Raw genomic sequence first — 24395 nt, forward strand, 5'->3', positions numbered from 1 at the left:
AAAAAGTTGTATGAAAAAATGGAACAGCCCAATTTCTCCAAGCAAACAACTTAAATAAATTAGCTACTACAGGACGTTTAACTTCTTCTTTTATTTCTTTTCTAGAATAATAATGACGATTAGTATTTCTTCCTTCTTTAGAAGATTCTAATAATTTAATATCATTTTCACCAGCAAAAAGACAAACATAATAAACTTGAGGTATTCCTGGAGCAAAGATTTGAAAAGCTCTACTCAATAAATAAGCATCATCATCATTTCCTAAAGCAGAATAATAAGTAAAATTAATTTGATAAATATCTAAATTATTATAAAGAGATGAAGAATATACTTTTTTAACATTAGCAGCTTGTTTATATAATTGTTCAGAAGTATACTTAATTTCTTTATCAGTTAAAATATCATAAGCATCAATTACTCCAATACCATCATGAGTATCTAAGGTAGTAAATTGTTTCATTGGAGATTTTTTCAACCACTCCACTAAACGTTGAGGATTTTTAGAATAAAGAGTATAAAGAACAACAAGAGGAAGAACAAAATCATAAATAAAGTATCCATGCTCACTAATCTTATTTTAAATACTATGATTTTCATGAATTTCTGGTAATAATTCTACATCCAGAGGCTTTAATACATCTCTTACTTCATCAAGTAATTGCCATATATCAGGTTCTACAAAAAAACAACTAGTATCAGCTTTTTTACAAGCATAAGCAAAAGCATCAAGACGAATAATACTTGCACCTTGTTTTACCATATTAGTTAAAGTAGTTCTAATAAATTCTTTCACAATAGGCTCTTTAACATTAAGATCAATTTGATCGGTGCCAAAAGTATTCCAAAGATGTTCAGTAGGTAGTGCCATCATCAAATTCAATTAAATGAATAGGAGCTTTATCTTTACATTTATAAATAGAATCTACATCTTGTTTGGTTGGTCTATTAGGTCCTACTTGTTGCCAAAACTTTTCCCAACGTAGAAAAAAATCTTTATACTGAGAATTATTATGATTCTTTTTAAAATCTTGATACATCAAAGACTTAGATGAAAGATGATTAATCATAAAATCAAACATTAAATAATAACCACTATCGCTTAATTCTTTAATATCTTTCCAATCTCCAAAAAGAGGATCAACTTTGTCGTATTGCGTTGGTGAAAACCCCCTATCGCTTGTTGAAGGAAAAAAAGGGCAATAAATGGATTCCTCCTACAACATCTTTAATATCTTCTTTTAAAACAAGCTTTAAATCATCTAAATTTTTTCCTAATGAATCTGCATAAGTAATCAGCATTGCTTGGTTTTTTACTTTCATTAATCCCTTTTTATTACTCCTTAGTTATTTAGTATTTGGTATTTTATATTTAGTATTTGATATTTGATATTTTAATTTTAGTTAATATATTAATTATTAAATTTGATTAGCATGATAAAAATATAGATTATGGATAAAAATATTTGATAATGATATTAATTAAATAACTATTTAATCTTTAAAATGATAAAATTGATTGCTGATTGATTGGATTCATTACTTAAATATAGATGACAATTATAAAGAATATAATTAATGTTGAATTGCAAAAAAAATATTAAATATGGGGGGGGATTCTTTTTGTTTTGGTTCTAGGTTTTGGAATGTAAATATAAATTTAAATTATAGACTTTTGGTCAATAACTACCTTTATGTTTAATTAATAAAAATAAATGAGTGCTTAGGGCACCAAAAACAAAAGAAAAACTAACTACTGCTATCCAAGATGCAATAGCTAGGGCAAAAACAAAACCCAAAAAGAAAGGTCTGTCATGAGAAATGCAAGGATTAAAATACAAATTACAAATATATACAAACAAATATGAGCTTATAAGGGCAAATGTTAAAAAGGCACACAAAGAAAAAACATGTATTGCTTTTATTGGCTGTATACCTCACATTTGCTAATAAAAATATCTTTAGGATTTAACATGTGTGTGTTTCATTAAAATGTTTGTATTTTGATACTCTATATTATTAAACCTAAAATTTTTATTCTTATTATAATTACGTGTTTTTACTTTTTTTATTTTAGCTTTATAAGGTTTGTTAGTTTTCTTAGATTTGTTGTTCTTACTTGGTGGAATTGGCATTTTAGATTACAATTTATAAATTAAAAAGATCATCATCAAAAAAGTAATAATGGAATTAAGATATTTTAAATAAATTTTTTCTGGTGTAAGTTTTATTACTGCGGGTTGAAAAAATTCCAAGATAAAAAAAAGTAAAATAATCAATCCATCTGTTAACAATAAAGTAGAGATAAAAGGAATTTTTAATTTATTTTTTAAAATAAGCTGAATAAAATTATTCCCACCAATAGTAGCATTATTTTTCATAATTAAAGTAATTCCTATACTTTGACATAAACTCCAAATACAAGGAACTAAAAAAGTATTTTAAAAACACTTTCAAGGCGTAAGGTTGTTTATTAATGAAAGTAACTATCCATTTTAATTGGTCTTTGGTACAAACTTTATCAAACGACTTAACACCTAAAATAAATAAAACAGTTACAAAGATAGCTTTAATAAAAAAATCACGCCCCATAAATAAAATACCTAAAATAAAGGTAAATATTTGAAAAGCATAAATATATTTTTTAACGTCGGAATCTATAAATTTTAAAGATTCTTGTTATAAAATATTATAACAAACATATCTATTATAAAATAAAAAAAAATAAGGGTGGGGTTTTGACGCTCAAACTTTATTAATTTAATAACAATTTAATACTCTAAATCTTAAAAATAACTCTATAATAACCCTATATTTATCAAAAATACTAATAAAATAATAAAAAAGTTCAATAATGACATTATTTTTGACGTTTTTTACGCAAAAAAATTAATAAATTGCAATTCAATAAATAATTAAAAATATTGAACTTATTTTTTAATAATTTTTATTTTGTTTTTCGTTGGAATGCAAAAAACCCAAACTAAGTAAATAGTTTGGGGATAAAATATGCATTCTTTACTGGGGGCGAATTATTGGAGCGTTTTAAGTTACTAAAAAACATCACAAATTTAATATAATATTTTTTCATTTAATTAATAAAATTTTGTCATCAGGTTTAAGGATTTGAGTGCAATAGTGGCATTTTCCTTCATATGGATATGTTTCTTTAGGTTTATCATTTTTTTCGCTTTGTTTGTAAATTATTTCTATTTTAACTTGATCTACTTCATTGTCTAAATATTTTATTATTCTATCTGGGTCAAATTTCATAGTTGTTGAAATTAATTTTTCATTTTCATCGTATTCATTTTTACATTCGTTGCCGCTATAATAATAAGTAGTAATTATTTTATTAGGTTTGCCATTTGAAAATGTTTCTGTTATTTCTTGTTTCTTTAATTTTGATTCAACATATTTTGTGATATCTTGGGAGTTTGAGGAAAAATTTGTATCTTCAAAAGATAATAATGAAATATTTTTTTTGGCAATTAGGTATATTTGTGGAAGGATTATATTCTTTATCTGCTTTTATTGTAAATAAACTATTAAGAATTATTATACCTTCTTTGGGGTAAACAGTTTGGATAAGCATTTTATATTTTCGGGGTTGAATTCCTCAATAGCTCCATCAAGAAAAATAATATGTGTAATTTGATTTTTTTCATTGGTTATTTTTTGGGCTTGATTTAGTCCAGGGTAATCAGAGTTGTTTATACGTATTATTTCTTGCTTAAGGAGATTGTTTGTGCAATTCAAAATAATTTTTCGATTTCGCAAAATCCTTTTATTAATCATTATTTTTTTGTTAGTTATGGGTTCTATTTCATCAATAGTTCCTTCTGAAATCATCTTATATATTTTACCATCTTCATTAAAAAGTAAAAGTTGTTCAATATAATTAGAAGGAATACGAGAATCCTCATATGTTTCTAAAACTTTTTTTCTTTTTTTGGTTTCTGGATTATATTCAACATAGCCGCCTTTAGGGTAAGTTATTTTATATATTTGTCCCTTATCATTTTTATGAATTTGTCCACTCATTTTAGCTAAAGGATCAAAATCAGCAATTTAATTTGCATCATGATAACCTGTTTTTTGATTTCTTTTATTATATTCACGAATAAAAAGCAAAGTAATTATGGCAATAAAAATAATTATAACAAAAGTATATATTATATATGAAGATTTAATTTGTTTCATTTTTTTTACTCCTTTTTAAATTCGGTTATGATCTCAAAATATTCACTCTATAATAATTTATAGTTTTGAAAATAAATCAATCAAATAATTATCCAGTTTACAACACAAATATAATCTCCCATAATTTTTTTATACATTATCGCAATTGATTATTCTTATTATAACATATCACCTAAAACCAACAACACCAATAAACAATCTTTAAATAATAAAATAATAACTTACAAATAAGGAAAAGACCAACTATTTTTATAGTTGGTCTTTATATTTAATATTAATATTAATATTATATCTTATTTTTGAAATTGACTTTGATATAGTTTATAATAAAATCCTTTATAATTTAATAATTCTTGATGTGTTCCTTGTTCAATAATAGCCCCTCTATGAAGCACTAATATCTTATCAGCATTAACAATAGTAGACAATCTATGAGCAATAACAAAAGCAGTTTTATTTTGAATTAACTTTTGAATGGCTTGTTGTAACAAAATTTCAATTCTAGTATCTACATTAGAAGTAGCCTCATCCAAAATTAATATTTTAGGATTACTTAAAATAGTCCTTGCAATAGTAATTAATTGTTTTTCTCCTTGTGATAAGTTATCTGCTTCTTCATTAATTTGCATCTGATAACCATTAGGCTTAGTATTAATAAAATAATTAACTTGAGCTTGTTTGGCTGCTTGTATTACTTCTTCATCAGTTGCATCTTGTTTACCATATTTAATATTTTGCCAAATAGTATCTTTAAAAAACCAAGTATCTTGTAATACCATTCCAAAAATAGTTCTTAAATTATCTTTCTTTAACTCGCGAATATCAACTCCATCAACTTTAATAGACCCTGCATTAATATCATAAAAACGCATTAAAAGATTAATTAAAGTAGATTTACCTGAACCTGTAGGACCTACAATAGCTATGGTTTGTCCTGGCTTGGCAACAAAATTAATATTCCTTAATAACATATCTCTTTTATTATAACCAAAAGAAACATTTTCAAAAACAACTTCTCCTTGAGGATTGGCAATAACTTGAGGTTTGAGCACTTCAGGAGCTTCTTCAATTTCATTTAAAAAAGCAAATACCCTTCTAGAAGCAGCATTAGCAGATTGTAATAAAACTGACATATGACCTATTTCAATAATGGGATTTCCTAAACGCCAAACAAATTGTAAAAAACATCTAAAAAGTCCTATTCCAATAACTCCTACTCCTAATTTAGTTAAAAAAAGAGGTATATTATGTCCTTCAATCAAAAAAAATCCCATCATACTAACTGCAATTAAAGTAAAATGAGTAAATAAACATACAATTGGTGAAGTTAAACCAGACAAAAAATTAGATTTAAAAACTAACTTTTCTAAATACTTACTTTGATAACTAAACTCTTCAATAACTGTATTTTGTTGATTATATAAAATAATTTCTTTATATCCAGTATATTTTTCTTGTAAAAAACCATGATGATTCCCTGATGAATCAAACCTTTGAATAAAGATTTTCTGTGATTTAGTAAATACTTTATAAATAGCATAAAAGGAAAAAGGAATCATCATAAAGACAATAATACCTAAAAAAAGATGTAAAACAAACATAAAACAAACAATCATTACAATCATTAAAAAAGCAGCTAACATAATAGAAAAAGATTGTTGCAAGGCATTAGAAATAACTTCAATATCATTTGTCATCCGACTCATAATATTTCCTAAAGTATTAGAATCAAAGTATTTAATAGGTAAACGATGAATTTTTTTTTGCACATCTTGACGCAAATCTCTCATCCCTTGATGAATAGATGAAATTAACATTTTATTAAAAAAGACACGACACATAACAACAACAAAATATAAAAATAAATTAATACATAAAATAAAGATAATATAAGACATAATATCATTGCCAAAAAAAGGAACAGAAAAGGAATTTTTATCTTTATAATAATTTTGAATTTTATCAGTAATAAATCTACCTTCAAAATAAAACAAAAAAACATTAAAAAGGGAAGATACCAAAATTAAGAAAAGCCCTAAATTAATTTGTTTTTTAAAAGGTTTTAAATATCTCAAAATTCTTTTCATACAACAACCTCTAAATTTTGGGATTTGGCAATTTCTTGATAAAGAAGACAATTTTTCATTAATTCTTGATGAGTTCCTATAGCTTTCATTTTTCCTTCTTCTAAAACAATAATCTTATCAGCATTAATAACAGAAGTAAGTCTTTGAGCAACAATTAACACTAAGGCTTGATCTTTCATTTCAAAAAAAGCTTTTCTAATTTCATATTCAGTTTTATAATCAAGAGCTGAAAAAGAATCATCAAAAATATAGATATCAGGTTTTTTAAGAAATCCTCTTGCCATAGAAAGCCTTTGTTTTTGCCCCCCTGAAAAATTAGTACCTAATTCACTTACTATTTCATTAAATTTATGATTTTTATTTTGTACAATTTGATAAGCTTGAGCAAGTTGCAATGCTTCTGTCATTTGATTTTCTTGAGGATTTTGTTTGCCAAAAGCTAAATTACTTCTAATAGTTCCTTTAAATAAAACATTTTTTTGAGAAATAAAACTAATTTTATTACGCAAATAATTAAGATCATATTCTTTAATATCAATATCATTAATTTTAATAGCACCTTCGCACACATCATAAAGGCGAGGAATAAGCCCTATTAGAGTTGATTTTCCTGAACCAGTAGCACCTACAAAAGCTACAATTTGTCCTTGTTTCATACTAAAATTAATCTTTTCTAACATGGGTTGTGTAGCATCAGGATAAGTAAAAGTGACATTTTCAAAAGACAAAATTTGAAAAGGCATTTGCGGTTTTAAAGGTTTACAAACATTTTTAATTTTAGGGGTAATATTTAAAACATTTTCAATTCTTCTAACAGATACCAAAGTTTTAGGAAACATCATAAAGAGTAATAAAAAATCTAAAATAGCAAATAAAACATGAAATTGATAATCAATACATGAAAGAAGTTTTCCCGTAGTAAAATCAGGATGACTTTGAGTTAAATAATATACTCCTACTCCAACATTAATCAAAATAGAACAATTTAAAAACAAATAAAAGATAGGATCAATAGAAACCATAAAATTAAATAATTTAATAGAAAAAAAACTATATTTATGATTTACTTTAGAAAAACGAGAAGTTTCATATTGACTTTGGCGAAAAGCACGAATAGATTTAATCCCAATTAAATTTTCGCGAGTAATAACATTTAATTCATCTAATTTTTTTTGTTGTTGTTTTGATAAAATATAAGATTTTTTAAGAATAATAAATAAGGTTAAAACTAAAAAAGGAGCAACAAAAAGGATTCCTAAAAGCAAAAAAGAAGCTACATAAAAAATAGCAACAACACTAACTACAAGCATAATAGGAGACACAACAGCAGTACGGAAAAAAACAGAAATGAAATTCATTACTTGAAAAACATCCAAAGTAGTATAGTTAAGGATAGAAGAAATCCCTAATTGTTTCATCTCAGTGGGCGAAAAAGTTTGTACTTTTTTAAAAATATCGACGCTTAAATCTTGAAAAAGCAAGGATGATACTTTGGAAGCACAATAATTAAGAATTAGATTTCCTATAAAACCACAACAAGCACATAAAGCTAAAAGCCCTAAAAGTGCGAAAGGATCAATTTGATTTTTATTATAATCAATAATAAATTTACCAATTATAAAAGGAATTCCCAATTCACTACAACAAACAAACAAAACAGCAATTAAATTTAATAACAGCAACATTTTGTATTTGAATAAATATTTCCAAATAATTTTCATTAGTCTAAACTCACAATTCCTTTGTTTATATGGTTAATTTTTTTGTTGCAATTTCTTTCAAGTAATAATGGTAAAAAATAAGGATAAAAAGGGTGAAAATATAATTAAAATAATAAAACGTAATAAAAAAAGACTATTAAAAATAGTCCCTTATAATTGTTTTAATAACAACTAAATAATATTTATTGTTAATACTAACTTGCAATTACTTATTTGATTTCAAAATATCTTTAATTTCTTCTAATAAAGCAATTTCTTTATCAAGACTTTGTTGTAAAAGTAACATATTCTTATCGACTTTATCCTTTTGCAAAGGATTTTTCCATGACATTAAAGTTAAAATAGTATAAATAATAAAAGAAAGCAACAAAAACTCTAAAATAGTTTGCAAAAAATTACCATAACCAAGATAAGTATTAGCTTTAATTTCCAATTTCAAATCTTTTAAAGCCCCAGTATAATTAAACAACAAAGAAAAAAGAGGCATAATAATATCTGCTACCAAAGAACTTACAATTTTGGCAAAAAGTTGTCCCATTACAACTGCAACAGCTAAATTAATGACATTACCACGAGCAATAAAAGCTTTAAAACCTTTGGCAAATTGCAAAGATTTAGAGGTAAAATTATAATTTTCTATCATTTCAAAACTCCTTTTTAATAAAAAATTAAAGATAAGTTTTGTAATTATTTTAGTTATTGTATCAAAATAAAGGAATAACAAAAGTCAAAAAAAGGATTCAAAACTCTTTAAAATTTTAGATTTTAATATTTTTATAAAACAATTTTAATAAATAACAAATATGAAAAAATAATTTGAAAAATCAAAAATGGGATGTTTTTTTAAATGGGTTGAAATTCAATTATTGCAAAACTCAAAAAGAAAAACGTAAAAAAATACTTTAAAGTCAAAAGACCAACCAATAAAAAACCAACTTTTAACACTTTAAATAAAAGGGATTTTTACATTTGTATTATAACATTTTTTAATTATAAAAATAGCAAAATATCTAAAAAATATTTAATTATAAGTGTTTGGAGTTCAGTGAGGTTTTTTTGTTCTTTATATTATAAACAAAATTAACTAACATATTAAAAAAATATTAAAAGTTCTATAATCTATTAATAAACTAGATATTAAAAAAGGAAAGAAAACACAATATTAAATATTTTATATAATTAACCTAATTATTTATTTATACCATAATAAAATAAAAAAAGAACAAACAAATAAGAAATGCTGCCAACTAATCTAGACCATTCAAAAATTTGAATTTCAATTAATCTTTTTCCCTTTTGTTCTTGTTTTTGGGTTTCTTTCAAACATTTCTTTAAACTATTAATTGATTGTAAAACATAAGTTTGTTTTTTTAATAATTATTGTAAGATATAAAAACCTCAAACTAAGTAAATAGTTTGAGGTTATAATTATGAATTATGTTTTATTTGTAGTTAATGAATTTATTTTTTACCCTTAAATAAACGAAAAATAATTATAATAATATTAAATACCTCTTTCCAATTTAATATAAATAATTAAATTTTTATCTTTTATCATTTTTTATATTACCTAAATAAGTAATAACATATATAAAAAGTGCAAATATACTACAAAATACTTCCATACTAGAAAGCCATAAAAAATTCACTAAAATCCATTCACATTCTTTGGCAAGCACTTTATATTTTTAGCAAAGTTATCTAATTGATGCAAAACATAAACCCATCTTAAAATACCTATGATAAAAGTTATTAAGGATAAAAATATAAGGATAATAAGAAAAAAGAAGTTAGAAAAATAATTATGATAGCAGTATAAAGAAAAACAAATAATTTCACCAATAAAACTAATAAGAAAAAATATTTTTAAAACTTTAATGAATCCAGGATAAACTTTAATTTTATTTATTTTATATAAAACAGTAATAAAAACTAAAATCAAAATAGTAATTAACAAAGATATTAAAGGAACTAAAGGAATTAAATGTTGAATAAAAGGGGGGAAATCCAAATATTGTTTCCCATAAAAGTGGTAAAAGCAAAATAAAGCAGCATACAAAAACCCACTAATATAACCATCAAATGAAGAGCTATCGGCAAAAAACAATTCCAATAATAAAGACTTAATTTATAAAAACAACATATCAAAATAATGATTAATTTAAAGCCAATTAAAAATAAAATAAATTCCTTTATATTTGTTATTTTGGTTTGTAAAAAAAGAATATAATGCACTGTGATAGTGGCTTAATAACTGATAAATAATTAATCCTGATAGTAAACAAAATAAATTAAGGATAAAAAATTTTATAAAAACCATCTTATAAGAAACTATTTTATCAGTTTTATTAGAAACATGTTTTTGCATTAATTTATTTTTTTTTGGATTTTTATGATTATGAGATTTTTTTAACAATTTATTAAAATACTCAGGATTATCAAAAATGAATTCTAAGAACTTCATATTTATCAATCCTCCTTATAATTTTAGTTTATTCTTTTACCACAATAAAGATTTAAATATTGAGGACCGAACCCGTGTTTAGGTTGTAAAATATTAATTAAAACATGCGAAGAATTAGAAATTTCACTTTTTTGGACTAACCTATAAGATCTTTTGTTATTATCTAAAAATAATTCATAAACTTCTATAACATCTTCAGAAGGAAAATGAACTGAAAATCCAATTGTTTTTTATAATAATTATTTGTTATATCAAAAATAATTTTTTTATTTATATACGTATAAGATTCGTATTTTCTTTCTGCTGCCTCAGCTGCTTCAAAAACCTCAGGAAAAAATACTTTGCCCCAAAAACTACCTACTGCTTTTTTAGTACTTTTTTCAAAGCTGTTTTAGCAAAAGCATTTCCTACTTTTTGATTAATCTTTTTCTTAATATATTCTTTAATTCTTTTTTTAACTATTTCTGTTTTTATAGAATGTGGCAATGTTTTAACAATATCTTTGCCAAATTTCTCCATTTGTTGAGGGGTTTGAGCTGTTTCCTTTTTTCATACAACTTTTTATTTCAAAATTACTCTTTAAGACTTAAAATTAAATAGATAATTTCATATCTTTTCAAACTAACAAATAATTTCATTAAACTTAAAAAGTGTCTAAACTTTTTTTTCATAATTCTTTAGTTTCAAAAGATATTTTTTTAAATTTTAACCCTTCACTATCTAGTTAGGTAAAAAAAATGAAAAACTCGTCAACAAAATAATATTTTTTTTAAATTTTACTATTTTTAGGTAAAAAAGCGCACTAAAGTAACCTTTTTCAAGGGTTTTTTGTAGGCGATTGCTGAGTTTTTTTAAAATATTGTTTCTTTTAAAAAAAATCTTTTTCTTATTACTTATATTATAGCATTAATAATTTCAATAATTTAAAATTTTTTTAAGTTTTTAAAATTTATAAATAATTTTATTTATTTTTTTCCAACAACAAAAGCCGTCTAATAATTAGACAGCAAAATTAATTAAAAATATTGAATTTAAAATAATTTAATCAAATTAAATTAAGGAGAAAGTTGAAAACTTTGAATATAATTATTTTCAAGATATCTATACCAATATTGACATTCAACTTTATTTAATATTTTAATATCTTTTTTTTCATAATCTTTTTTAAGTTTTAATTTAAGTTTTTGTAATTTAAAATATTTTTTAAAATTCTTATTAAGAAAATAATTTTTTGGTTGAATACTAGATAAATTTAAACTAAAATAATTAGAATTTTGAACTTGGTTTGGAGTCATATAAGATTTAAACAATAAAGTTAAATTATGTGGAATTTTAATATTTCTTCCATTAATTATTTGTTTAATATTCCATTCAAATATATTAGAAAAATTAAAATTAACCATTGGAAATGAACTTAATTCTATTTCTTTAATTATATCATAAGGAAATAATGCCAAAAAAGATTCTTGAGGACAAGAAAAAAAACATGTACGAGAAAATCCAAACAAATGACGACTATAAAAATCAATTCCTTTATTAGAATTTAATTCAATTTGTTTATCATTTTTAGAAACATATTTACTAACATATGAAACAACTTTATTAACATAATCTTTTTTATCAAAAGTACCTTTATAAAAAACTTTACATTTACTAATTTCAATTTTTTCAAATAAAAGATTTGTTTTTGACGGTCTAAAAATTTGAACGTTTTGACTAATTGGATTTAAATGTTTATAATGTTTTATATTATTTTTATTCATAACAGATGCATAAGCATTAGCCCAAAGCAAAGTAATTTTTGAAACTTTAACATTCTTTTTCTCATAATAATTTTGAGGTATTTTAATATTACCTTTTTCATCTATTTTATGCATTAAATAATCATCATAAAAATACTCTTATTTCCTTTAATAGGTCGGTTTTTTAAACCCAAAGCATAATCTTTATCAGTACACAAATAACGAGAATATCCACCAAAAGAATTTAAAACATCAATATTAAAAATAATATGATAATGAATAACTCCTAATTTAGTAGTTTCCAAAGACCCAAAATAACGAAAATCTTGCATTTTGGAATAAACCAAATCTTTTTGAGAGAATTGTTGAAATAAATTTGATAAATAATTTTTTCTCACTAAACGAATAAAACGTTTCCTTACTTGCCCCATAATATCAGGTTCATGAGTATATTTTATAGTTTTACCTTGTAAATCATCATAAAGAGCTGTCAAAGTAATAAAAGATATTTTTTTAGAATCTTTGAAATTATATAAAAATTTATCCTTAGCATTTTGTGAAGAATCTCGATAATGCCTTAAAATTTTTGATTTTGGTTTAATTTCTTGCAATTTATTTTCTTTTAATTGTTTTTTTAAAGAATAATCCAATTTCAAATTATCATCACTTAATGAAAAATACCTTTCTTCTTTTTTTTCTTTTAAATGTTTTTTATAACATTTAATTCGTTCCAAAGGTTCAAACATAGAATAATTAAACCCTTTTAAACGAGTCTCATAACCATTATCTTTTTTTTGTACTTTATAAATATTTTTAGAAATTTCCTTAAATAAAACACATAATTTTAAATAACATTTCTTATAATAAGATTCAGTAATTTGATTAAATTTATGTTGTTTTTCTAATTGGTTAACTTGAGCTGTTTCCTTTTTTTAAACAAATTTAATTTTTAAAATTGTTCTTTAAGACTAAAAATTAATAGATAATTTCCTATCTTTTCAAACTAAGGAAATATTTTGTTGAATTAAAAAGTGTCTAAACTTTTTTTGATAATTCTTTAGTTTCAAAAGATATTTTTTTAATATTTTAACCCTTCACTATATAGTTAGGTAAAAAAAGTTAAAAACTCGTCAACAAAATGAAAGAAAATGATATTTTTTTTAAATTTTACTATTTTTAGGTAAAAAAAGCGCACTAAAGTAACCTTTTTCAAGGTTATATTATTTTATATTAATTCAACTAAAAAATTTATCTTAGATTTTGAGAATATTGAGATGGAGTTGAATGATTTAATTTGCTTAAAATCCACTTAGTATTCCAAAATTGAGGAAATTGATTGATTAATTTTTTCATTTTGTTAGGAGATTTTTGAAATAAAAAAGGATTTTGATGTTGTAAGATCGTTTTCATTTGGCCGAAAAAGTTTTCAATAACGGCGTTATCACGAGGGGTGGCTTTTCTTGACATACTGATTAAAAAACCTTTTTTAGTTAGTGTTTGTTGGACTTTTTTGTGATTGATAAACGGTTCCTTGATCAGAATGAATGATACAAGGTTCTTTTAATGAAGGTAATTTTTTAATAGTTTTTAAAACTAAATCTTTATTTTGTTGGTTTGAAACATGTAAAGCAATTATTTGATTGTTAAAAGAGACGATGATACAAGAAAAATAGAGAAAACCTTGATTCGTTTTAAAATAAGTAATATCAGTAAAGAGTTTTTGAAGAGGTTTGGTGGCCATAAAATCTTGATTGATTAAATTAGGAATTATTTGGAGATTATTTTTTAAATTACGATAAGTAAAATTTTTTTTGATTCTTAAACGACAACTAATGTCATTTTTTTTCATGATGAGATAAACTTTTTTCTTGGTGATGAATTCATTAAAGGTTTTTTGGTATAAATCAGTGATTTTTCGATGACCGTAAAAATATTGATAATGGAAACATAAAGCTTTAATTCTTTTTTTGTTGTAACAGGTATTTTTCTTCTTTTTCTTTTAGTTTATAGTTTTAACTTTCAACCAATAATAATAAGTACTTCTTTTAATTTGAATTGTTTTTAAAATGGTGGTTAAATTAAGATTTTGATTGAATTGCTTAACTAAATGAAAAACAATCTTTTTATCAGTTTTTTTAATCTTTTCAATCATTTTTTGTAATAATTTAATTTTTTGTTTTAATTTTTGCATCTTAACACCAATTATCTTTATAAATTATTTTAAATATATCAACTATTATAACTCTAAAAGATTTTTTATTTGATCAAAATAAGTGCTTCAGCGCGTTCATCTTTTTGTTTCATATATAATAATCAATAGTTAATTTAAAAATTAAAGTTGATTTAATGATTGAAATAAATTAAAAAAAATAAAATTACCTCAAAAGAGGTTTTTATGATATCGATATAATAATGATATGAAAAATGATAATGCGATAATATCAAATATCACTCCTTAAATGAGTTAATGTTTATATAGATTATTTTCAAAGTCAAACTGTTATAAAGTTGTTAGTAAAGTGTTATAAAACTGTTAGTAAAGTGTTATAAAGTTGTTAGTTTTCTTTTTTTATTAAATATTTATACATAGGATGTAGTTTTTTCACCCGATAACCTTGTTTATCTTTTGTCAAAAAGAATTGAAGATATTTTAAATCTTCTTTTCGATAATAGATGATGTTTAACCTCTTCTTATAGTTAGTTTTCATTGGTTTATGATATTTATCTAGCTTTTGAGGGTCTAATTGATATAATTGTAAAGTTTCTAATTTATTGACATCAATTTTTCCAATTAATTCTTTGATGATATTTTTGAATTCATTTTTATAATTGATTTGGAAGATATTAAATAGATGTTTAAGGGGGTTATTTTGGATTTTAAGAGGGGTTAAATCAGAAAGTAATAGTTTAACCTATTACTAGAAGAGAAATTATCATTAATTAAGGTGATTTTGGTTTGTTTCATTTCTTCTAAGATTTGAGGATCGACGAAGAGAGTTTGGTTTTCGGGACGGTAATTAGCTTCTTGGTAAGTATTTTTCTTTTTGGAATGAGAGATAATAGTGAGATTGATGAAATCTTCTTTTAATATTTTTAAAAAGTTTTTAATTTGAGTTAAATCATTAGGGGTGGTTTTCACGTTCCAACCTCCGATTCTAATTTCTTGGCTAGTGTCGTTTTTCATTTCTTTTCTCCTTAATTTGGTTTTTTGTTATAAAAATAAAAACCCTAAATAGTTAAATTTAAGTTTATATATACTTTTATGAGAGTGTATTAATGTTTTTATATGTGTAGATGTTATATATTTTGGTGTAAAAAATAATTTAATTAATTACTTCAACTTTGTCTTCGCCAAAGAAATGAATCGCTAAATCGACGATGATTTTCTTTTTGGCCTCTTCATAAGTAATGTATGGAGCTAAAAAACATTTTTGATATGCTTCTTTTCCGTATTGACGCAAATCATCGACATCTTTACAAGTTTTATCATAAGGCGGTAAAATGCGTCTAATTTCGTATAAAATGTTTGTTTCTTTAAGTTGTAATCCTAACCACTTCACTGCGTTTTCGTCCTGTTTCATCATTATCTAAGGCGATAATCACTTTAATCTTTTCTTTTTTTGAGAATTTCTAGTTGAGATTGAGAAAGTAATTGAGTGACACAAATGAGACCAACCACGTTTTTAATATTGTTTTCCCAACAACTAATGACATCAAAAAAACCTTCATGAATAATGATGGTTTTTGTTTGTTTGATAAAAGTTAACGCTTCAAAAAACCGATAACTGAAATGAAAGGTGGGGGTTTGACTGAAATTAGTTAAAGCTTGATATTTAGGGTTGAAAGTAAGAAACTTCGCGAAAATGGTTTTGATAAAAATGAAAAGTTTGATGATAACCATTTTCAATGGGTATAATAATAGAACCATGGAAAGTATCATGATAATATTTTTTTCTTTGTTGATTAGTTTTTTCTTTGATAAACCATATTCTAATAATTGATCGATCTTAATATTTTTCTTTTGACAGTAATTTACTAACCGAAAAGATAAAGGTTTATCAGATAAGGGGGCATAACCTAGTTGAAATTCTTTGATGGTTTCTAAAGTGAGTTTTCTTTTTTGAGTTAAATAAGTTAATCCTGGTTGGCTTTCATTGTTTCGGTTGGAAATTAATAAATAATGATAATAATCGCGAATTTGGTTGAATAAGGGTGAGATTTTTTTAAATAATTGTTTCTTTTTGATATTAATTTCCTGTTCGTCAACTGGTGGTTTTGGTTTCATTGAATGATGTGGCTGTGGAAAAGGGTTCGTAGTTATTTTCGTTGTTTCTTTTTCTTGTTGGATTAAGGTTTTAAATTCGAAAGAATTCATAAATCCTTCTATTCTTTGAATCGCTTTAGAAAAAGATTTAATTTGACGGATAGTTATATAAACATCAATCAGATCGTAATTTTTTCCGCACTTCCAACAATGAAATTTGTTAGTAGAAGTGAAATGACAACAAGTAGGTTTTTTTCTTGATGAAAGGGACAAGGGAAACGGTGGTTGATGTTAAAATTTAGGGATAAAATATTTAATTTTTTTAATAAAACTGACATGGGGAAATGAGTTTGGATGTGTTTGATTTTATCTTGATAATTCATTGATAAACTCCTTAATAACTTTCTAATGAATAAGGCAAAACATAACCGATTTCTTGGAAGGTTTGCGTGGTCATTTCAAAGTGATAAACTAAGTTTTTTTCGTACCGCCGCTTCGATTCTTTTTAATCGATAATTCAATGATTTTTTGAGATTCATTGTTTTTTGATGCTAAATATAATTGATTACAATTTTGATTATAGATATTTAAGGGTTTTTCTTGGTCTTTAGATAGTTTAGGTTGGAATTCTGACATCATTAAGACGATATCGGAGTTAGTTTCAATTCCACCACTTCCTTTTAAAGCGGTGATTTCAGGGGATTTCCCTTGAAAATTACTGTATGTATCTCTGGAAAATTGAGATAAAATGATAATAACGATGTTTAATTCCATGGCTAATTGTTTGAGTTTGGTCATAATTTCATCAATGGCTAGAAGGTCATTTTCTAAATGATTGGACGTTTTAGTAATTTGAAGATGGTCGATAACGATGATTTCTACTTTTTGTTCTAAATGAAGGCGATAAACTAAATCAATGATATAATCTATTTTTTTACCTTGATCATAACTAAAGGATAAGTTAAGCTGGGGAAAGAATTTTTTAGCGTTATTCATCCTTTCCATGTAGGTATGTTGAGTGATGTTTGAGTCTTCCCAATTTTTAGCTAAAATAACATCTAAGGGAATTTGAGTTTGATGGGCTAATAAACGACTTAAATTTTCTTCTAAGGTCATTTCATAAGAAAAACTAAGAGATGAGGGTGATGATGAGTTTCTTGGTGTTTGGTTTTGGTGATATCTAAAAGAAGATTGTAGATAAAAGTGGTTTTTCCTAAACCAGTATAGCCACCAATGGTGATGATTTGACCTTTTTTAAAGCCTTTTGTGGCTTGATTTAAACCTCGGAAAGTTTCTGATAGACGGTAATATTCTTCTTGGATTTTTTGTTTAGCTTGGTTATCAGTTTCAAAAAATTCAGGATGATAAGAGGACATTTGATTTAAAGTTAATAAGGTTTTATCTGATTGATGCGGAATCAAAGCCATAAATTTTCTTAATTTATCAAAGATTTCTTGGTAGTATAGATGTTTATAATAAGGATCTTTATTTTCAAAAGAAGGACTAATAATTTTTAAGAGTTGTTGGAACAGTTTTTCTTGGGTATAGGTATGTTTTAAGTTAGCTAAAAAATCAAGGTTATTTTCTTTACTCAAATCATTACTTAAAAAAGATAATGATTCTTTCGTAAAATGATCTTGGGGGAAATGAGTTCGAAGATAAGCGAGTAATTCTTTAATGATCTCAGTTTGAGATTTGATTTTATCAAAGGGATGAGTATTTGTCTGGTTTAAAGTTAAATATTTTAAGGTTTTAAATATTTTTGTGTTGTTGGGGTCAAGTAGGGTTTTGGGGTTGATGATTTGACAATAAAGGTTTAACTTTTCCCATTGGCCTTGTTCGATATAATTTATTAATTGTTTTAACGCTTTTTGTTCGTTGGTTAACATTTTATATTAACTCCTTTTTTTCTTTTTTAATGATGTTAATGTTAGAAAAAGCGATGAATTGACGGGTAATTAAGTTTTGTAAGAAATTGTTGGCTGAATTGGAAAATAAGTTAATTACTTGATTAATGCCTTGGACTTTTCCTTGATTGATTTTATGATTTAATCTCTGAGTTTCTGGTTCGTTGTTAGTTAATAAATAAAATTCAAAACGAGTATCGAGTTTTTTTAATTGTTGTCCTTCTACCATGGCTTGTTTATAGCGATCACGCAGACATGTTTTAAAATTAAAAGCGATAATCCGCTTATTTTTCGTAAATAACACTAAATCAAATTTAATGTCGGGGATGAAGAATAAATAAGCTTGAGGATATAAATGAATAATACCTTGGTTTTGAAAATAGAGTAAAATAAGATATGCATTGATTTTACCACGGATTACTTTTTGATTTTGAGAGTTGATGTTATTTTGGTTAAAATAATGGTTTAATTGTTGGTGATTGGTTTTCATATATTCGTTAATAGAAAGATTAAAGGTGTCTTTGTTAAAAAAACATTTTAAGATTTCCACAGTTTGGATATTATTATTAAATTGTTGAATATTCATAAAATCTTGGTTATTTAACATTTGATATTCCTTTCTTTAAATAAAAAAAGACCTTTAAATTAAGGTCTTTTGTTGGTTTTTTTAGTTTTAAAAATTCTTTTTGTTTTCCAGGTAATGGCACCATCTTTATGAATGGTTTTGATTTTTCCATTAAAAAAATAGAAGTAGTTATTGCCGTTTTGACATTTTTTCTTAATTATGATCGCCATTTGATAGTGCTCCTATTTGTTTAATAATTTTTTTTGACATTGGATTTGATAGAATCACTTCCATTTAAAATTAATTTATTAACTCCACTAGTATAATGAGTGAGATAATGATTGTATCCTTGACGAACGGTTTGAAAATAAGTTAATGATTGTCTTTCAATGAGATCTCTTTAATGGTTTTTTTGTTTTTTCTTTCTGGTTCTTCCGATAAGAGGGTCAATATCTAAATAAATTAATAAATCAGGTTTTTTAAGATAGTTTCATGATTCAACTTAAAGATCTTTTTTAAAGGGAAAAGTTGTTTCTTTTCCTTGGAAAAAGGAAATAATTGATAAGCATAAGTAAATGGTAACCAACGGTCTAAGATAATTAATTGATGATTTTTAAATAATTCCGCTTGGATTTGAGCCATATTAGCCAGACTTAAATAAAAACGAGTGAGATTCATCTACTTGTTGAAAATTTAAAAATAAATTTCTAATTCCCTTCCCAAGTGAACTACTCACTAAGCCTTGATACAGTTGATGAGGGGTTTTTAATTGGGGTTGAAGGGCGTGAATAAGAGAAGTTACCCCACTCCCGTCAAGTCCTTCGAAAACGATTAATTTCATCATTTCTTTTCTTCTTTGATTTTTATATTTGGGCATAAAAAAAGACCTTCAAATTGAAGGTCTCAAAGTATTAATTATTTAATTTTACTTAATTGTTTTAAATAAGTTGTTTTTTCTAATTCGTCTTTGGCTTTAGTTAAAAGTGCTAAGTATTTTTGACTAGCTTGAATCATTTTAGTGATAAATGTTTTATCTTGATAAATCCGCACTACATGATAACTTTGGTTGTTAAAATAAACTAAAAAATAAGCTAAATTAGCTTGACTACAATAAAGTTGACATTGAACTTGGGCCCAGTAGTATTTGGGGATATTTTCTAACTGAGGGTGAGTTAAAAAAACTAGTCCAAGTGGATGAAACTTCTTGGTTTTCATTCACAAAAGGAAATTTAATTTCTAAAACAGCTCGATGTTGTTCATTGTAGCCATCTAAAGAGGCGGAAAAAAGGTTAACTTGATCATCAGTAAAAATGGTGTCTTCAAAAATTAAATTGGTTTTTTGTATGAAAAACTGGCGAGCGATGGGTTCCATTTTTTGTCCATGAAGCGTATATTGATTAGCGGTAAAAGTGGTGCCAAAGAGTTTATCATGAAATAACTGTTCCATGGAACGAAAAGGGTCTAAACCAGTAATGGAAACGATTTCAGAAGCGTTGATGTATTTTTTTCGGTGTTGGTAACATAATTTGGTTCGTTGATTTAAGTTTTTGATGCGCATAATATTCATTCTTTCTTAAATATGTTCTTTAATAATAATAAAAGATATTTTTTTAAATAATAAATAAATTTAATTATATGATAAAGACATTTAAAAAGAAAATCAATTAAATATAAAAGATGAGGAAGAAATAATAAAATAATTGTTAATAAACCTAAATTTAACCATTGATTTTGATAAGTAAAGAAATAATGACTGATAGTATTAAGGTTATCATTTAACTTAGTTAACCAAGTATTAATTAAATTCCACATGATGATTAAGTCGCTTCGTGGTTAAATATTGGTAAAATTGAACCACTATTCCTTGTTTTGGTTGGTGAATACTTAGTTTGACGGTGAAAAGATAAAATTTAATGACATAATAAATGATGATAATTGGAATAAATAAAAGTAGAGTGATGATGAAAAAGATGAGATTACTAGGTAAAGATTGAAAGATTTTTTTGATGAACATGGTTTTTGGTTTCCTTTCCAAGGTGTGGTGTGTTGTTAAATAAAAAAAGACCCTGGAGGGGTCTTGGTTTGTGATTAAAAAATTTAATTATTTTAAGGTCTTCTGTGATTATTTGGTTGATTTTGGTAGTTTCGTCTTTGTTGGTTGTATCGATCACGTTCGATAATTTGTTGATTTATCGTCGAGAGTTGATTGTTTGTTGTTTCTATTATGTTTGAAATTGCAACCATCATGTTTAAACGTGTTGGAGAATCTAAACTCATATTATTAAAAATATTGTTTAATTCTAAAAATAAATTATTTCTTTCTTCTTCAAGTTGATTTTTTCTTGCGTCTAAATCTATACCAGGAAAAGCATGCAAACATTTAGTATTAAAAATTAAAAAAAATCCCAAGAAAACAAATAAACAAATACTTATTATTTTAAATTGTTTTTTTAATTTAATCATTAATTAAATCTCCTTTTATTTTTATTCCTTTATTTTTAACATATTGGAATTTGTTAAAATTTTAATCACCAGTCATCACTGGTTTTTTTATTATTTTCGGCTTCTTTGACTTTATCATTATTGTGTTTGTCTTGGTAAAGAGATAAAGTTTTACGAAAAGGGCTGAAGTGGAGGTGGAAATGGGTTAATTCGAAGTTGGAATCATCGACGCGAGCGCGTCCAAGGTAGTAGTCTTTGTCATCGTCTAAGAAGTGTTTAGACCTTTGTATTTAAGGATTAAAGAGTTGTTGCCTGGGCCTTTGTGTTGTTGTTTTTCGAAGTTGATATTTGAATATAAATGACTGTCATTTTTTTTATCGAAAGAAGCATAATCAAATCCGTTTAAAGTAGTGTAGTTATAAGTATCACCATCTTTATTCCAACGGTCGAAATGATGACGATCTTTGATGTAGTTGGCGAGGTTAGATGGTTCTTTTTGGGTTTCAAGGCGGTCTTTTATGGTTCCTAATTCATAAAATCTTTGTTAGCGAGTTGTTGTTGATAATAACCGACTCCATTAAGGCCATCAAAAGTGTATTTGGCTTTAATCATCGTACATTTGTTATTATTGTCATACCATTCTTCATGAATTACCATTTTGGTTTCTTTTAAAATGGGGATTTCTTCTTTCGGTAATTTAATGATTTCCATTTCGGTTAAAACAATAAAACCAATCAATAAAAAAAGAAGTACTCCTAAAATGATAAAAACCCATTTAATGATTTTTTTAATATTAAACATGATTAGTTCCTTTCGGGTAATTTATAACATACCAATATTTTAACACATTTAACTTTTTAATTTTAATTAAAACCATTTTTTAAACCAAGAAGTTACATTATTAACTTTTTCTTTTGCACTATTAATTCTTTGTCTTACATCTTCTTTAATACAAGCTTTTAAAGGTTGAATTGAACCTTTCCAGGTTTTTTGGTTGTATATGGTTTTTTGAATTTTTTCGTATTCGGTTGTTGTTTGGGTTAATTCATCACTTGCTTCTTTTAATTCTTCTTTAGTTGCTTCATGGGCTTTTTCGTCTTTTATTTGTTCTTTAAGTTTATTGATTTCATGACGGAGTTCGGCGTTTTCTTCGAGATATTTACCAGAGACATTTTCTAAAGCTTTAATAGTTCCTTCGAGTGCTTCGATGTGAAGGCCTTGTCGCACCCATTTATCGATTTGTTGTTCTAATTCTTCGCTTAAACGGTTAATTTCATTGGCTTGTTCGTGGATGATTTGGTTTAAGTGGGTGATTTCTTGGTCTTTTTAGTAGATAGTTGCTTGATATTCTTTTTCTTTTTGTTGAAAATTAGTAGTTAATTGGTTAATTTCGTTTTGGAGTGCTTGTTTTTCTTGTTGTGATAAAACTTGATTAGTTATTAATTCTTGGTTTTTCTTTTCAATTAAGGCTTTTTGTTCTTGAAGTTGGTTTTGGAGTTGTTCGGTTATTTGGTTTTGTTCGTTTATTTGATTGATTAATTCATTAATTTGTTTTTCTTTTTCAGTGTTGATCGTTTTTTCTTGGTGAAGGTCAGTTTCTAATTGATTAATCTTTTGATCTTGGGTAAAAATTTCGTTTTCTTTAGAACGGATTTTGTCAGTTTGTTGATTGATTTTTTTTGAAGTTCTTGTTTTTCTTGTTCAGAAAGTTTTTGATTATTTTCTAATTCTTCTTGTTTTTGAGTTAAATCATGTTCTAAATTAGCTTTTTGAGTTTCTAAAGTTAAACTATTAATTTTTTCTTGTTGAAGTTGAATTTCTAATAAGTTTTTGGCTTTGATGATTTCTTCAGGAGTTAGTTGTTGTGTTTCCGTTGTTTGGTTAGTTTCTTTTAATTCCTCACCAAGTGGTGGTTTGTGTTGGAGTTGTTCTTGTTGTAATAAGGTAGGTTCAGTTGTTGATTCAACTGAATCATGATCAGGGATTGTTATGGTTGCCAATTTTACTTTCTTCTTCTTCTGTTTCTTCTGTTGTTGTTTCTTCTTGAATTGGATTAACTATAGTTGGTAATTCATTGTTTGGTTGTTGTTGAATAGTTGATGTTTGTAAGATTGGTGTTGGGGGATTTTCCATTTTATGGGTTAATTGTTGTGGTGGATTAGGGGGTTTTAGTTTCTTCGTGATAAAATTGGTAAAGTTCATAAGCAGTTGAAGCTAAAGAAACCCAAAATAAAACTTTACTACCGATTTTAAGGATTTTACCGCCGACATTCGCTATTTTTGAAGTAGCTTTTTTTTGAATGATAGTTTTAGTTCCTTTTTTGATAGTCTTTTTCTTTCCACTTTTTAACCAATTACCGATTTTCCCAAATCCTAAACAAATCCCGATGACGCTTAAAGTAGTTGCTAGATAATAACCTAATTTATTTTGCGGTGAAGGAGTATGATTAGGATTTTTATCATTGCCTGTTACTTTATTATAGATATATTCGATAACTTGACGAATTGGTTGAGTAGCTTTATCGTAAAACACTTTAGTTTTAGCCGCGGCGTCGCTCGTAAAAGCGTTGATTTGATTGAAAACTTCAGGGAAGAATTTAAAAAGAGTCCAATAAATTGCCCCACCAATTAATAATAATGGTATGAAGTAGATGAGGATGTTAAAGAAAGTTTTAATGATTTTAAGAAACCAGTTTTCTTTGTTAGTTTGAGTTTCGATAATTATTTTAGGAGTTGGAGTTTTTTTCTTTTGATAATTATTTTATTAGATTTATTGTTTTTGGATTGATTTTGATTGTTTTTATTTGTTTGTTTCGCCATATGATTTTACTCGCTTTCTTGATTGGATTTATTTTGATTTATTATCATTTTTTCTAATTTATCTATATTTTCATTAATTTTTTGAAAATTACTTTGGGTTTCTTGTTGAAATTTATCTATTTCTTTTTCAAGGGTTTTTTGTAGGCGATTACTGAGTTTTTTCAAAATATTGTTTCTTTTAAA

At 25.4% G+C, this 24395-nt stretch carries 20 protein-coding genes and 8 pseudogenes; all 28 read right to left on the bottom strand.

The features are described 5' to 3' along the window. Positions 1-31 precede the first annotated feature (31 nt). Positions 32-1320, bottom strand: a pseudogene (gene gtfA / locus HGD80_RS05710) (sucrose phosphorylase); the annotation flags it as partial. A 356-nt stretch (positions 1321-1676) separates the two neighbouring features. Then, positions 1677-1838, bottom strand: coding sequence for a hypothetical protein (locus HGD80_RS02465; protein ID WP_219474256.1), 162 nt, complete (start codon positions 1836-1838; stop codon positions 1677-1679). A gap of 300 nt (positions 1839-2138) precedes the next feature. Next, positions 2139-2378 carry a hypothetical protein gene (locus HGD80_RS02470; RefSeq protein ID WP_219474258.1) on the bottom strand — a complete coding sequence of 80 codons (240 nt, stop codon included), beginning with the start codon at positions 2376-2378 and terminating at the stop codon, positions 2139-2141. A 706-nt stretch (positions 2379-3084) separates the two neighbouring features. Then, complete coding sequence (locus tag HGD80_RS02475) at positions 3085-3270, bottom strand: hypothetical protein (protein WP_219474259.1); 186 nt, start codon at positions 3268-3270, stop codon at positions 3085-3087. A gap of 285 nt (positions 3271-3555) precedes the next feature. Beyond that, complete coding sequence (locus HGD80_RS02480) at positions 3556-4041, bottom strand: hypothetical protein (RefSeq protein ID WP_219474261.1); 486 nt, start codon at positions 4039-4041, stop codon at positions 3556-3558. Between the two features lie 27 nt (positions 4042-4068). Further along, positions 4069-4200 (bottom strand): hypothetical protein, encoded by a 132-nt coding sequence (locus HGD80_RS05430; protein ID WP_264081069.1) that lies wholly within the window; start codon positions 4198-4200, stop codon positions 4069-4071. 293 nt (positions 4201-4493) lie between these two features. Further along, on the bottom strand, positions 4494-6287 hold the full coding sequence (locus HGD80_RS02485) for an ABC transporter ATP-binding protein (protein ID WP_225904280.1): 1794 nt from the start codon (positions 6285-6287) through the stop codon (positions 4494-4496). Continuing rightward, the gene (locus HGD80_RS02490; protein ID WP_219474265.1) at positions 6284-8008 is read right to left on the bottom strand and encodes an ABC transporter ATP-binding protein; all 1725 of its coding nucleotides are present in this window, start codon (positions 8006-8008) and stop codon (positions 6284-6286) included. The genes HGD80_RS02485 and HGD80_RS02490 overlap by 4 nt, the downstream gene beginning before the upstream one ends. A gap of 205 nt (positions 8009-8213) precedes the next feature. Next, a complete protein-coding gene (gene mscL, locus HGD80_RS02495; RefSeq protein WP_219474268.1) occupies positions 8214-8651 on the bottom strand; it encodes a large conductance mechanosensitive channel protein MscL in 438 nt (145 codons plus the stop codon). 2178 nt (positions 8652-10829) lie between these two features. After that, a complete protein-coding gene (locus HGD80_RS02500) occupies positions 10830-10991 on the bottom strand; it encodes a hypothetical protein (protein ID WP_219474269.1) in 162 nt (53 codons plus the stop codon). Between the two features lie 536 nt (positions 10992-11527). Then, a complete protein-coding gene (locus HGD80_RS04930; RefSeq protein WP_225904281.1) occupies positions 11528-12349 on the bottom strand; it encodes a hypothetical protein in 822 nt (273 codons plus the stop codon). Next, entirely contained in the window at positions 12349-12960 is a 612-nt protein-coding gene (locus HGD80_RS02510) for a hypothetical protein (RefSeq protein WP_219474272.1), read from the bottom strand. The genes HGD80_RS04930 and HGD80_RS02510 overlap by 1 nt, the downstream gene beginning before the upstream one ends. Before the next feature lie 502 nt (positions 12961-13462). Continuing rightward, a pseudogene (locus HGD80_RS02515) lies at positions 13463-14405 on the bottom strand (IS3 family transposase). Between the two features lie 364 nt (positions 14406-14769). Next, positions 14770-15398, bottom strand: a pseudogene (locus HGD80_RS02520) (phase variable surface lipoprotein). Positions 15399-15537: 139 nt separating this feature from the next. Further along, positions 15538-16861, bottom strand: a pseudogene (locus tag HGD80_RS02525) (toprim domain-containing protein). Positions 16862-16872: 11 nt separating this feature from the next. After that, positions 16873-18367, bottom strand: a pseudogene (locus HGD80_RS04935) (replicative DNA helicase). Between the two features lies 1 nt (position 18368). Further along, a complete protein-coding gene (locus HGD80_RS02540) occupies positions 18369-18992 on the bottom strand; it encodes a hypothetical protein (protein WP_219474276.1) in 624 nt (207 codons plus the stop codon). Between the two features lie 38 nt (positions 18993-19030). Next, complete coding sequence (locus HGD80_RS02545; RefSeq protein WP_219474278.1) at positions 19031-19180, bottom strand: hypothetical protein; 150 nt, start codon at positions 19178-19180, stop codon at positions 19031-19033. A 232-nt stretch (positions 19181-19412) separates the two neighbouring features. Beyond that, positions 19413-19592 (bottom strand): hypothetical protein, encoded by a 180-nt coding sequence (locus HGD80_RS04940; protein WP_225904282.1) that lies wholly within the window; start codon positions 19590-19592, stop codon positions 19413-19415. Between the two features lies 1 nt (position 19593). Then, complete coding sequence (locus HGD80_RS04945) at positions 19594-19827, bottom strand: hypothetical protein (RefSeq protein ID WP_225904283.1); 234 nt, start codon at positions 19825-19827, stop codon at positions 19594-19596. 38 nt (positions 19828-19865) lie between these two features. Beyond that, a pseudogene (locus HGD80_RS02555) lies at positions 19866-20517 on the bottom strand (YqaJ viral recombinase family protein). After that, the gene (locus HGD80_RS02560; protein WP_219474280.1) at positions 20514-20762 is read right to left on the bottom strand and encodes a hypothetical protein; all 249 of its coding nucleotides are present in this window, start codon (positions 20760-20762) and stop codon (positions 20514-20516) included. The pseudogene HGD80_RS02555 and the gene HGD80_RS02560 overlap by 4 nt, the downstream one beginning before the upstream one ends. Before the next feature lie 294 nt (positions 20763-21056). Then, complete coding sequence (locus HGD80_RS02565; RefSeq protein WP_219474283.1) at positions 21057-21413, bottom strand: SVM family protein; 357 nt, start codon at positions 21411-21413, stop codon at positions 21057-21059. 65 nt (positions 21414-21478) lie between these two features. Beyond that, positions 21479-22193, bottom strand: a pseudogene (locus HGD80_RS04950) (effector). Positions 22194-22259: 66 nt separating this feature from the next. After that, the gene (locus HGD80_RS02575; protein WP_219474287.1) at positions 22260-22619 is read right to left on the bottom strand and encodes a chromosome partitioning protein ParA; all 360 of its coding nucleotides are present in this window, start codon (positions 22617-22619) and stop codon (positions 22260-22262) included. 371 nt (positions 22620-22990) lie between these two features. Further along, complete coding sequence (locus HGD80_RS02580; RefSeq protein WP_225904284.1) at positions 22991-23392, bottom strand: hypothetical protein; 402 nt, start codon at positions 23390-23392, stop codon at positions 22991-22993. Next, positions 23370-24212: pseudogene (locus tag HGD80_RS02585) on the bottom strand (hypothetical protein). Before HGD80_RS02585 ends, HGD80_RS02580 begins: the two are co-directional and overlap by 23 nt. Before the next feature lie 6 nt (positions 24213-24218). Further along, positions 24219-24377 (bottom strand): hypothetical protein, encoded by a 159-nt coding sequence (locus HGD80_RS02590; RefSeq protein ID WP_219475649.1) that lies wholly within the window; start codon positions 24375-24377, stop codon positions 24219-24221. Between the last annotated feature and the right edge of the window lie 18 nt (positions 24378-24395).

The organism is Paulownia witches'-broom phytoplasma (genome assembly GCF_019396865.1).
GTDB classification, from domain to species: domain Bacteria; phylum Bacillota_I; class Bacilli_A; order Acholeplasmatales; family Acholeplasmataceae; genus Phytoplasma; species Phytoplasma asteris.

Excerpts from the sequence above, each read along its gene's own strand:
- HGD80_RS02470 (WP_219474258.1), bottom strand. The coding sequence starts at position 2,378 with ATGAAAAATAATGCTACTATTGGTGGGAATAATTTTATTCAGCTTATT.
- HGD80_RS02475 (WP_219474259.1), bottom strand. The coding sequence starts at position 3,270 with ATGAAATTTGACCCAGATAGAATAATAAAATATTTAGACAATGAAGTA.
- HGD80_RS02480 (WP_219474261.1), bottom strand. The coding sequence starts at position 4,041 with ATGAGTGGACAAATTCATAAAAATGATAAGGGACAAATATATAAAATA.
- HGD80_RS05430 (WP_264081069.1), bottom strand. The coding sequence starts at position 4,200 with ATGAAACAAATTAAATCTTCATATATAATATATACTTTTGTTATAATT.
- HGD80_RS02485 (WP_225904280.1), bottom strand. The coding sequence starts at position 6,287 with ATGAAAAGAATTTTGAGATATTTAAAACCTTTTAAAAAACAAATTAAT.
- HGD80_RS02490 (WP_219474265.1), bottom strand. The coding sequence starts at position 8,008 with ATGAAAATTATTTGGAAATATTTATTCAAATACAAAATGTTGCTGTTA.
- mscL (WP_219474268.1), bottom strand. The coding sequence starts at position 8,651 with ATGATAGAAAATTATAATTTTACCTCTAAATCTTTGCAATTTGCCAAA.
- HGD80_RS02500 (WP_219474269.1), bottom strand. The coding sequence starts at position 10,991 with ATGGAGAAATTTGGCAAAGATATTGTTAAAACATTGCCACATTCTATA.
- HGD80_RS04930 (WP_225904281.1), bottom strand. The coding sequence starts at position 12,349 with ATGCATAAAATAGATGAAAAAGGTAATATTAAAATACCTCAAAATTAT.
- HGD80_RS02510 (WP_219474272.1), bottom strand. The coding sequence starts at position 12,960 with ATGTTTGAACCTTTGGAACGAATTAAATGTTATAAAAAACATTTAAAA.
- HGD80_RS02540 (WP_219474276.1), bottom strand. The coding sequence starts at position 18,992 with ATGTTAAATAACCAAGATTTTATGAATATTCAACAATTTAATAATAAT.
- HGD80_RS02545 (WP_219474278.1), bottom strand. The coding sequence starts at position 19,180 with ATGGCGATCATAATTAAGAAAAAATGTCAAAACGGCAATAACTACTTC.
- HGD80_RS04940 (WP_225904282.1), bottom strand. The coding sequence starts at position 19,592 with ATGGCTCAAATCCAAGCGGAATTATTTAAAAATCATCAATTAATTATC.
- HGD80_RS04945 (WP_225904283.1), bottom strand. The coding sequence starts at position 19,827 with ATGCCCAAATATAAAAATCAAAGAAGAAAAGAAATGATGAAATTAATC.
- HGD80_RS02560 (WP_219474280.1), bottom strand. The coding sequence starts at position 20,762 with ATGTGGAATTTAATTAATACTTGGTTAACTAAGTTAAATGATAACCTT.
- HGD80_RS02565 (WP_219474283.1), bottom strand. The coding sequence starts at position 21,413 with ATGATTAAATTAAAAAAACAATTTAAAATAATAAGTATTTGTTTATTT.